The sequence below is a fragment of the Corallococcus sp. CA049B genome (assembly GCF_003611685.1).
GTDB lineage: Bacteria > Myxococcota > Myxococcia > Myxococcales > Myxococcaceae > Corallococcus > Corallococcus coralloides.
On sequence record NZ_RAWC01000282.1, the window covers coordinates 1 to 9,711 of the forward strand.

9 protein-coding genes and 1 pseudogene are annotated in these 9,711 nt (G+C 71.5%); all 10 read right to left on the bottom strand.

All coding sequences use genetic code 11. The features are described from left to right. A partial coding sequence (locus D7W82_RS35770) for a WGR domain-containing protein (RefSeq protein WP_120622590.1) occupies positions 1 to 231 on the bottom strand: 231 nt, incomplete at its 3' end. 43 nt (positions 232 to 274) lie between these two features. Further along, positions 275 to 1,249, bottom strand: a complete 975-nt coding sequence (locus tag D7W82_RS35775; protein WP_120622591.1) for an NAD(P)-dependent oxidoreductase — start codon at positions 1,247 to 1,249, stop codon at positions 275 to 277. 75 nt (positions 1,250 to 1,324) lie between these two features. After that, positions 1,325 to 1,735, bottom strand: coding sequence for a sterol carrier protein domain-containing protein (locus D7W82_RS42660; RefSeq protein WP_372240400.1), 411 nt, complete (start codon positions 1,733 to 1,735; stop codon positions 1,325 to 1,327). Next, a pseudogene (gene eis, locus D7W82_RS35780) lies at positions 1,714 to 2,508 on the bottom strand (enhanced intracellular survival protein Eis); the annotation flags it as partial. The gene D7W82_RS42660 and the pseudogene eis, both read right to left, overlap by 22 nt. An 80-nt stretch (positions 2,509 to 2,588) precedes the next feature. After that, positions 2,589 to 3,794 (bottom strand): P1 family peptidase, encoded by a 1,206-nt coding sequence (locus D7W82_RS35785; protein WP_120622592.1) that lies wholly within the window; start codon positions 3,792 to 3,794, stop codon positions 2,589 to 2,591. An 11-nt stretch (positions 3,795 to 3,805) separates the two neighbouring features. Continuing rightward, positions 3,806 to 4,390: an imm11 family protein gene (locus tag D7W82_RS35790; RefSeq protein ID WP_233588142.1), complete on the bottom strand. Its 585-nt coding sequence runs from the start codon at positions 4,388 to 4,390 to the stop codon at positions 3,806 to 3,808. Between the two features lie 203 nt (positions 4,391 to 4,593). Then, complete coding sequence (locus tag D7W82_RS35795; protein WP_120622593.1) at positions 4,594 to 6,612, bottom strand: adenylate/guanylate cyclase domain-containing protein; 2,019 nt, start codon at positions 6,610 to 6,612, stop codon at positions 4,594 to 4,596. 9 nt (positions 6,613 to 6,621) lie between these two features. After that, positions 6,622 to 7,323 (bottom strand): carboxypeptidase regulatory-like domain-containing protein, encoded by a 702-nt coding sequence (locus D7W82_RS35800; protein ID WP_120622594.1) that lies wholly within the window; start codon positions 7,321 to 7,323, stop codon positions 6,622 to 6,624. Then, positions 7,305 to 8,072 carry a hypothetical protein gene (locus D7W82_RS35805; protein ID WP_120622595.1) on the bottom strand — a complete coding sequence of 256 codons (768 nt, stop codon included), beginning with the start codon at positions 8,070 to 8,072 and terminating at the stop codon, positions 7,305 to 7,307. Before D7W82_RS35805 ends, D7W82_RS35800 begins: the two co-directional genes overlap by 19 nt. A gap of 122 nt (positions 8,073 to 8,194) precedes the next feature. Next, on the bottom strand, positions 8,195 to 9,711 hold a 1,517-nt coding region (locus tag D7W82_RS35810), incomplete at its 5' end, for a serine/threonine-protein kinase (protein WP_120622596.1).

A 9,711-nucleotide genomic window follows, 5' to 3' on the forward strand; every position in this document is an offset into this window, starting at 1 on the left:
GCCCAAGGCGGAAGGACGGCTGCCGGTGCTCACCTCGGCGTAGCCCTCGCGGACCTTCTCCGCGACCTTCTTGTTGTACTCGCGCAGGGCGGCCTCCTCGTCCGGGAAGGCCTTCTCCTTGCGCTGTCCCGCGGTGCCGATGCGGCCGTAGGTGACGATGAAGGTGGCGCCCTGCACCTCGGGCATCCAGAACTTGGAGCTGTTGCCGTCGACGAACTCGAACCTGCGCATGACCCGGGAGGCTACTCCAACCCCGGGGGACTTTTCGCGCGCTTCAGTCCGCCTTCGTGGCCAGCGAGCGCAGCCCTTCGTCCCGCGACACGCTGCCCGTGTAGCCCAGCTCCAGCCGGGCCTTCTCGTCGCTCACCGTCACCTCCTGCCCCGCGAGCAGCAGCTCCGTGCGGGACAGGGGCGGAGCGCTCTTGAGGCCCAGGAGGTCCCAGACGAAGTCGCTGACCACGGCCACCGTCGCGGCCAGTCCGGTGGGCAGGGTCTTGTCGCCGGGCTCCACGCCCTGCGTCTTCAGGAGCGCGGTGACGAAGGCGCGGAACTCCACGGGCGGGCCGTCGGTGAGGAAGTACGCCTGACCGCCGTGCCCCTTCTCCGCGGCCAGCAGCATGCCCTCCACGACGTTGGCCACGTGGCAGGTGGACGTCAGGTAGTGCCCGCCGCCAATCCAGCGGAAGCGCCCGGACTTCACCGCGGCGACCAGCGCGGGCAGCACGGTGGTGTCCCCCGGCCCCCAGACCATGCGGGGCCGCACGGCGACGGTGGTGAACTCCGGCGAGTTGACCTGGAGCACGAGCCGTTCGGCCTGGCCCTTGGTGGACGGGTACGGGCCCACGGGGCGCTCGGGCAGCGGGTGCGTTTCGTGGAGGTTCGCCATGGGGCCGCCGTCCACGAGCACGGCCTCCGTGCTCACGTGCACGAAGCGCTTCACGCCCGCCGCGCGCGCAGCCTCCAGCACGGTCTCCGTGCCGCGCACGTTGGCCTCGTAGAAGGCCGCGCGAGGGCCGGACAGCTTCACGTGCGCGGCGGCGTGGAAGACGGTGTCGCAGCCCTCCATGCCCAGGCGCAGGCGCTCCGGGTCGCTGAGGTCGCCCTCCCACGGCTCGCCGCCCGCGGCCTGGATGGCCTGCGCGGCCTCCGGCGAGCGGGCCAGCGCGCGCGCCGGTTCCCCGCGCTTCGCGAGCGCCGCGAGCAGGTGCTTCCCGACGAACCCCGAGCCACCGGTGACGAACGCGCGCACGTGTGAAGCCTCCTCCGTCCGAGGACGCCGCTCCTACCACTCCCCGCGCGGGCCGGGTAGCCCGCGCCGGTTGCGTCAGAACATGTCGCGCAGCGAGGGGGCGGGGCCGGAGAACAGGGCGCTGGCGGCGTCGAGCGACGCGTCGTCCCCGGTCAGCATCCCGGCGAGCTGGAGCGCGCGTGGCGTGAGGAAGCCGGTGTAGAGCGGGGCCAGGGCACGCACGTGCAGCTTGAGGCGGCCCTCTCCGCCGGGCCGGACTCGGGCGGTACCGCCCTCCACCTCCAGCACGAAGCGGCCGTGTTCTCCGGGAGGAGGTCGTCCTCCACGTCCAGGTGGAGCGCGCCGGACAGGCCGGGGGCGAAACCTCGCGCCTCCAGGGCCCTGGTGACATCCAGGATGGGCGTCATCCAGTGCATGGAGAGCTTCACCTGGTAGGTCTGTTCGCGCAGCAGCGCGAGGAGCGGCTCGTCCGCGCCGCCGAACCACACCACGTCCCGCGCCAGCGAGCGGTGGTCGCCCAGGAAGCGCAGGAGCCGTCGCGCGGCGGCGGGCGTGGTGGCGGTGAAGTCCGTGAGCTTGACGACCTGCGTGGGCACGGCGCCCTGGGGCGAGAGGCTCCGCATGAGGTACACGTAGCCCTCGATGCCAGACGCGCCCTCCACGACGTAGCCGTACGCGGTGTCGTTGCGGGGCGTGCGCACGCGCCGCCAGATGTAGTCGCCCCGGTCCAGCCAGCCGTGGTGCTGGGCGGCGAAGCGCCGGTAGCACGCCTCCACCGCCGCGTCGTCGGACGGGCGCAGGGGGCGCAGGGACAGCGAGCGTTCTCCCAGCTCCAGCGAGGCCGCTTCGACGTGGACTTCGTAGCGCGCGCCGGAGACCTCGTAGCCCACGCGCCGGTAGAGCGGCTGGGTCGCGGGGTAGAGGACGGAGAGGGGAGCGCCTTCGTCGCGCATCTCTCGCAGGAAGTGATGGAAGAGGCGCGTGGCGGCGCCTGCGCCCCGGTGCGCGGGAGCGACGCCCACGCCGCCCACGCCGATGAGGGGCACCGAACGGCCGCCCAGGAACTGGCCCATGCGGATGAGGGTGAGCGTGGCGGCCACGTCACCGTTCACGCGCAGGATGCGCAGGGAGGATTCAGAGAAGTTCTTGCGCACCACGGTCTCGGAGTCCGCGAGCGGCATGGCGAACGCCTGCGTGGTGATGTCCGCGATGGCGGCCAGCTCCTGCTCATCCTTCGGCGGTCCGTAGTCCGTCTCCATCCCGCATCCCCTTGCGTCAAGTCAGGCTGCGCAGCATGGCGCAGCGGATGCAGCGCGGGGAAGGCCGGGCGGAGCCGCTGTCACTTCGTGGGCTTCGGGGCCGGCGGCAGGCGTCCGTACTTCCGCAGGGCCTTCACCAGGCGGTCGGGTGGCAGGCCATGGACGCGGACGCTCTGGAAGCCGCTCATCGTGTCGGAGGCGAGCATCGAGTTGAGGATGGCCTCCTGGGTGGCCTGCACGGTGGCTTCGAAGAGAGGGGTCATCCGCTCGTTGTCGAGCATGGAGACCGGAGCGACCTCCGTGGAGCTCACGGGCTGGGTGGAGAACGCGAGGAAGATGTCGCCGGAGGCGTTCTCCCCCAGGCCGCCCATCTTCCCGATCGCGAGCGGCACGCGTCGGGCCACGCGGTCGAGCTGGTGCGGCAGGAGCGGCGCGTCGGTGGCCACCACGATGATGATGGAGCCCATGCCCTCCGGAGGCGGCGGACCAGCGCTGGCGCGCTTCGAGCACGGCGGCAGGTTGGCGCGGTAGGGGCCTTGGGGCGGGGCGTCTCCGAAGTAGCAGGAGCGCAGGTCGGGGAGCTCCTCGCCCACGGGAGCGCCAGCGACGGAGAAGAGGCGGCGGCTGCCGTAGTTGCACTGCACGAGCACGCCGAGGGTGTAGCCGCCCTGCTCCGCCGGGAGCTTGCGGGAGGCCGTGCCGATGCCACCCTTGAAGCCATGGCAGATCATCCCCGTGCCGCCGCCCACGGAGCCCTCGGCGACGGGGCCCGGGCGCGCGGCGTCGAGCGCCTGCATGGCGTGCAGGGGCCGGACGTGGAAGCCATCGATGTCGTGCAGGAAGCCATCCCAGGTCTCCGCGACGACGGGCAGGCCCAGCTCCCAGGTGAGGTCGCGCTTCTGGGCCCAGGTGATGACGCCCTCGTGCACGGCCCCCACTGCGTGGGTGTCGCTGAGCATCACGGGGCCAGAGAGCAGACCGGACTCCTTCACCCAATGGGAGCCGGTCATCTCCCCGCTGCCATTGAGGTCATACGTCGCCGCGAAGACAGGCTGCGCCACGGCCTCGCGGCCCCGGGGCAGCACAGCGGTGACGCCGGTCCTGATTTGCGCGCCGGTGTTCAGCGTGACGTGGCCCACTTCAACGCCCTTCACGTCGGTGATGGCATTGAGCGCACCCGGCTGTCCGCCGAAGGGAATGCCCAGGTCACTGGACCGCGGGCGCGCGGTGCTCGTGATGGGCAGGAGGCACAGCAGGCCCAGGAGGACAGCAGGACGAAGTTCCATGGGCAAGGGTTCTACACCTCGACGAACTGTCCTCCCACGATGCCGGTCTGTTCCAGGGCGGACTTGAGTTCTCCATCGACGATGAGCGCGGTCCGAAGTCCCCACGGCCGGAACACGCGCTCCTCAGCGACCCTTGCTTTGTCGATACGCAGCCCGGCAACGTACTTGTATCCCCCGACCTTCTCGGGCTGCCCGTCTTCAGGAGTCCAGAGCTTGAACTCCTCACTCGCGGCCTCATCGACGCATCGGACCGTGCGCGCCGCGACCAGGAGGAAATAGGGCTCGACCTGTCCTTCGACCTGCACTGGAAAGAGCTGCACGTCGTTGGGGGCCAGCGAGCGAAAAACCTCTGCGGTCCGACTACTGAGCACGGGCGAGACCCCTACGCCAGTGGAGGTGAAATCCAGAGGAGTCCCTGGTCGAGAGAGAGGAATACGCAGCGGTCCTGGGTCGGGAACGGGCGTCCCGCGCGTGAACACCCAGGGGTTGTCCAGTGGCTGACCGTCGAGGTGGATCGGTGTCTTGAAGTACCACCGCCCCGGCACATACACGTCAATGCTCAGGTTGAAGAACCGTCGATTCATCGCGTCAGGCATCGGGATTCCGGGTGATGAGCTTGCGCAAGTGGGTGCCTGCCGTTGTCAGTTCTTTTGCGATGGCCGCCAGGATGCGGAACCTGTCAACGCGAGTGAGACAGCGAGTTCGTGAGATTCCTGCGCAGCCTGCTGTGAATTGGCCAGACGGGTTGGGTCGTTGATCCAGACGGCGCCCGGCAGCGTCTGCGGCCTGGACGGTGCCGCTACTTGCTGTCGAGGACGAAGACGCCGTCCCAGTCCTCGGGAGGAGGCGCCGCGAGCAGGGCCTCGCACCGCGCGGCGAAGCGTCCCGAAGGCGCGTCCTCCGGCGAGGCGAGGAACGCGGCTTTGGCCTCGGCGAAGCGGCGGGCCCGGTAGAGCGCGAGCCCCTCGGCGAAGCGCTCGAGGTGCGGTGGCGGCGGCGTGCCCGCCGGGCCCACCAGCTCGAAGACGCGGACCGGCTGCTGCTTGCCCTTGACGCGCAGCAGGTCCAGCTCTCGCGCCAGCACCACACCCCGGGCGGCGGCGAGGGTCTCCTCTGCCACCAGCGTGCGGGTGCCGTAGACCTTGGCCGCGCCCTCCAGGCGCGAGGCCAGGTTCACCATGTCGCCGATGACGGTGTAGTCCTGGGCCGCGCTGGAGCCGATGTTGCCCGCCACGCCCTGCCCGGTGTTGATGCCGATGCGGCAGTCCAGCCGGGGCAGCCCTCGCGCCTCGAACGCGGGCGAGAGCCGGTCCACCACCGCCACCAGCTCCAGCGCGGTGAGGCACGCGCGCGCCGCGTGGTCCTCTTGCGGCAGCGGCGCGTTCCAGAAGCACATGATGGCGTCGCCGATGAACTTGTCGAGCGTCGCGCCGTGCTTCGTCAGCACGCCGGTGGCCTGCTCGAAGTAGGTGTTGAGGACGGCGACGAGGTCCTCCGGGCTCATCCGCTCGCTCATGGACGTGAAGCCCACCAGGTCGCTGAAGAGGACGGTGAGCACCTTCCGCTCGCCGCCCGGCGCGGCCTTCTCCGGGTGCTTGAGGAGCTCGTCCACCACCTGGGGGGCCAGGTAGCGCTTGAAGAGGCCCTTGATCTGATCCCGCTGCCGCAGGCCGCTGACCATCTCGTTGAAGGACTGCGCCACCCGGCCCACCTCGTCCGAGCCGCGCACGGGCACCTCGACGGTGAGGTCCCCCAGGCGCACGCGGCCGGCCGCGGCCTCCAGTTGCACCAGCGGCGAGGCCATGCTCCGCGCCATGAAGACGGCCGCCGCCAGCGCGAGCAGCGCCACGCCCACGGCGGTGGGGATGAGCCAGCGCTGGAAGCGCTGGAGGATGGGATTGATCTCCGCGTCGAAGTCGCGCAGCACGAACACCTGGCCGATGCGGCTCCCATCCACGCCGCTCAGCGCGCCCCCGCGCACGAGGTAGTGCGTGCCTTCGATGAACACGTCGCGGGCCTGTCCGGACCGCACGCCGTCGCCGTCGAGCAGCGAGCCCACGGGGAGCTGCGAGGCCAGGGCCCCGTCCTCCGCGCGCACGACGAAGCGGGCGCGGGTGTCCCCCAACTGGGGCCCGGCGGCCCGGGGCGCCAGGGGCTCCTCCAGGAGCACGTCCCGCACCCACTGTCCGGACAGCACCACGCCCACCCTGTCCCGCCGCGAGCCGTAGGCGGGCTGCGCGTGGACGAGCAGGAGGTCCCCTTCCCGGAGCGCCTCGGGAGCGACGAAGACGAAGGGCAGGGCGCGCAGCTGCGCGGGAGACCAGAGCGCGGAGGTGGGGCCGCGCTGGAGCGACGCGGCGAGCAGGGGGAGGTGGACCGGGCCGTCCCCCAGCTGCTCCGGCGCGGCGCGTGTGTAGACGAGCCGCCCGCTGGCGTTGAAGAAGGCCCAGGGCAGCGGGCCGCCGCGGCTAAAGCCGAAGGCCTCCGTGTCCGCCGAGTCGATGACCTCGCGGGCGCTGAGGATGCCGTCGGTCTCCGAGCTCTCGTCGCCCAGCCCCGCATCGGCGTCGACGGAGTTCACCGACAGCGACATCTCCTTGAAGGAGCGGTCCAGCGTGCGCGCCTCCGCCACGTCGCGGATGCGCTCCTGGCTGGCGTGGGCGAGCTGCTTGAAGGCCTCCAGCGTCCGCTCCAGGTCACTGGCGATCTTCTCCTTCGCCGCCGCCTCCACGGCGAGGTTGGTGAGCAGCAGCGCGGTGACGAGCGCCGCGCCCGCGAGCGACATGAAGGCGAGGATGAGCTTCTGGGTGAGCGTCACGGGAGGAACTCAGCGGGCCTGCTCGGCGTAGTCGGGCCGGGGGGTGTACTTCTTGCCGCGCTTGTCCAGGTGGGTGTCGTCGGTGCGTGTCTCCACGAGCGTCAGCGTGGCCGTGCTGGCGCGGCCCGCCTCCACGACGACCTCCGCGCGGGCGATGTCGCTCTTCTGGTCCCGCCGGTGCACCGCGAAGAGGGGGTAGCGCCCGGGGGGCACGCCGCGCAGCACGAAGCGCCCGTCTGCGTCCGTCACCGCGAAGGCGCGGTTGGGGACCACCACCAGCGTGGCCACCATCTGCTCGTGGATGTCGCAGTAGACGTCGATGATGCCCGTCTTCCTGAACGTCTCCACGTACTTCTCGCCGGGCCTGTTCTTGCCCGCGTCGAACCTGCGGGCCACCGAGCGCGAGAAGACGTTGTGCAGCACCACGTCCTTGTTCAGGAACTCCACCTTCTGGCCGGCGACGATGGGCAGCACGCCGGGGCTGAACGCCTTGTTGGCCTGGCTCATCACGGCCACCTCGGCGGGCGGCTCCTCCGTGTAGCCGGTGAGGTAGACGACGACGCCGGAGCGGTCCGCCTTCGGGCGTGGCTCGCCGTCCTCGCCGATGACGGAGATGCGCACCTCGCCCTGGACGCTGCCCGGCTCCGCCGACGCGAGCGGCGCGGCCAGGAGGAGCGCCAGCAGCAGGGACTTCAGAGCGCGACTGCCCATATGAGCCTCGGCATGAAGCGGGGGGTTTCGGAGGACACGGCCGTCAGGCCCACCAGGGTGCCGGCCGTCACCCACATCCGGCCGAACGTCCACGCCAGGCTCGGCCCGACGAAGACATGCGGGGCCTGGCCGGAGGCCTTCAGGTCGAACTCCCCGAAGGACTCGAGCGACAGCCGCAGCTCGTCCTCGATGATGGGGTAGGCCACGCCGACGGAGTAGGTCCCCAGGACGCGGGCCGGCCCCGGGTCGCCGCGCAGCGCGGGGATGCCCACCTGGGCGCCCAGGTCCACCGTGGCCCGGAGGCCGCCCTCCCACTGGTACGAGCCGACGAGGTCCACGTCCACGCGCGAGGGGGCCGTCGCGTGGATGGCCTGGTGCCACACCGCGCGCACGAGCGGCTGGAAGGCGCGGTCGTCCCCCCGGGGGAAGAGCCGGTAGCGGAAGTCCGCCTCGAAGGACTCGAGCTGGGTGACGCCCTGTTGGGCGCGCACCTGGAAGGGGATCGCGAGCTCCAGGTGCTGGCTCAGCCCGAGCACGGGTCCCCACCATATCCAGTACACCGAGGACCGGCCGGGCTCGCCGGGAGCGCGGCCTCGGACCCACAGCCACTGCTCCAGCTCGACGTCGCCCTTGGGGACGATTTCGGTATCGAAGGTCCAGATGAAGGGGCGGCGTCCCGCCTGCGCGGGAGCGGCCCACATCAGCCCCATGATGCATGCCACCGCTGTCACCCAGTGGGCTGTGCGCATTCCGCCTCCCATCCCCGCATCGAGGGGTATCCAGGGGGTTGACTATCACACAGACAGGAAGAGGCGGCCCGGGGTTCCTCCCCTTCCCGGCCGGTGCCTGTCACGCGCTCGAACGACGTGCCCTACCGTGTCCCGGATGCACCTTGAGCCAGGGGGACGACCCAGCGCAGCGGCGCGGCGGGGGTGTGGAACTCGGTGAGCTGGATCCGCTCCGGGCCCAGCAGATGGCCGTCGGGGGTCTTGAGCTCCAGGACATGCTCGCCCAAGGGGAGCTCGATGAGCAGCGGCGCGTGGCCCCGGCGCTCCCCATCGATGATGACCACCGCGCGCAAGGCCCCCTCACCGCCCACCGTCAGCGTCCCGGAACCGCGATGCGCCGGGGGCGATGGGGCGCGGGCCGGCCGCTTCGTGGGAGGCTCCTGCGCTCGCGGGGCAGCGTCTGGCTTGGGCGCCGGCTCCGGGTCCGTTGGCAAGCGCTCCTCCGGAGCGGCGACGTCCTGCTCCGGGGTGGGCGGCGCCGGGACGGGGGCGGAGACGAGCCGCACCGCGGGCAGGGGCGGCGCCGCTTCCAGTCCAAGCCTCCAGGGCCTCACGACGGCCGCCATTCCCCCCAGCGCGAGGACGGCGAGCCAGGGCCCCCATCGCCGCTGGGGACGCGGCTCGCTTCGAGGGGGCGGTGTGACACTGCCCCCCGCTGCACTCCCGGAGGTCGGCGCGGCCACCCCGCCGAGCAGCTGCTCCACCTCCAGGAAGGCGCCTGCCCACCCCGAGACGGGCCGGGCCCTGGCCTCCTCCTTCGCCCGGACCCGCGCCATCCAATCGCTCAGCAGCGCGCGCCCTGCCCGCCCGCTTCGGGCCGCGAGCAGCTTGCCGGTCGCCTCCGCGAACTCCGCCGCGCTCTGGAAGCGCTGATGCCTCGCCCTCCGGACGGCCCGCGCGATGAGGTCGCGGACGTCCTCGGGGATCGCATCCGACGGCTCCAGCTCCTTGCCCGCCAGCAGGTCCGCCATCCGGTCCTCGCCCGCCAGCGGGCTGTGCCCCGTCAGCAGCGCGTGCAGCACGCACCCGAGCGCGAAGAGATCCGAGCGCCCATCCAGATTTCCCCCCGTCACCTGCTCCGGCGGCATGTACGCGGGCTTGCCCTTCGTGTGCCCCGCCAGCGTCCGCTCCTGCCTGTCTCTTGCCAGCGCGATGCCGAAGTCCGCCAGCTTCACGTCTCCCGTCCACGACACGAGGATGTTCGAGGGGCTCACGTCCCGATGGACGATTTCCAGCGGCTGCCCCGCGCCGTCCTTCGCCTCATGGGCATACTGGAGCGCATGGGCCACCTCGGCGCACACATGCAGCGCCAGCTCCGGCGGAAAGTCCTCCCCCACCTCCAGCCCGCGCCGCCGCAGCCGCTCCGCGTCGACGCCGTCCACGTACTCGAGCACCTGGTACGGGACGCCCTCCACCACGCCATAATCGAGGATGGACAGGATGTTCGCGTGGTGCAGCCGGCTCGCGGTCCGCGCCTCGTCGAGGAACATCCGCGCCAGGGAGGCGCTCTGCTCATGCTCGGCGCTCAGCCGCTTGATGGCCACCCGCCGCGCGAACCCCCCATCCCCCGTCGCGGTCGCCTCCCAGACCTCTCCCATCC

Excerpts from the sequence above, each read along its gene's own strand:
- D7W82_RS35785 (WP_120622592.1), bottom strand. The coding sequence starts at position 3,794 with ATGGAACTTCGTCCTGCTGTCCTCCTGGGCCTGCTGTGCCTCCTGCCC.
- D7W82_RS35790 (WP_233588142.1), bottom strand. The coding sequence starts at position 4,390 with ATGCCTGACGCGATGAATCGACGGTTCTTCAACCTGAGCATTGACGTG.
- D7W82_RS35800 (WP_120622594.1), bottom strand. The coding sequence starts at position 7,323 with ATGGGCAGTCGCGCTCTGAAGTCCCTGCTGCTGGCGCTCCTCCTGGCC.
- D7W82_RS35805 (WP_120622595.1), bottom strand. The coding sequence starts at position 8,072 with ATGCGCACAGCCCACTGGGTGACAGCGGTGGCATGCATCATGGGGCTG.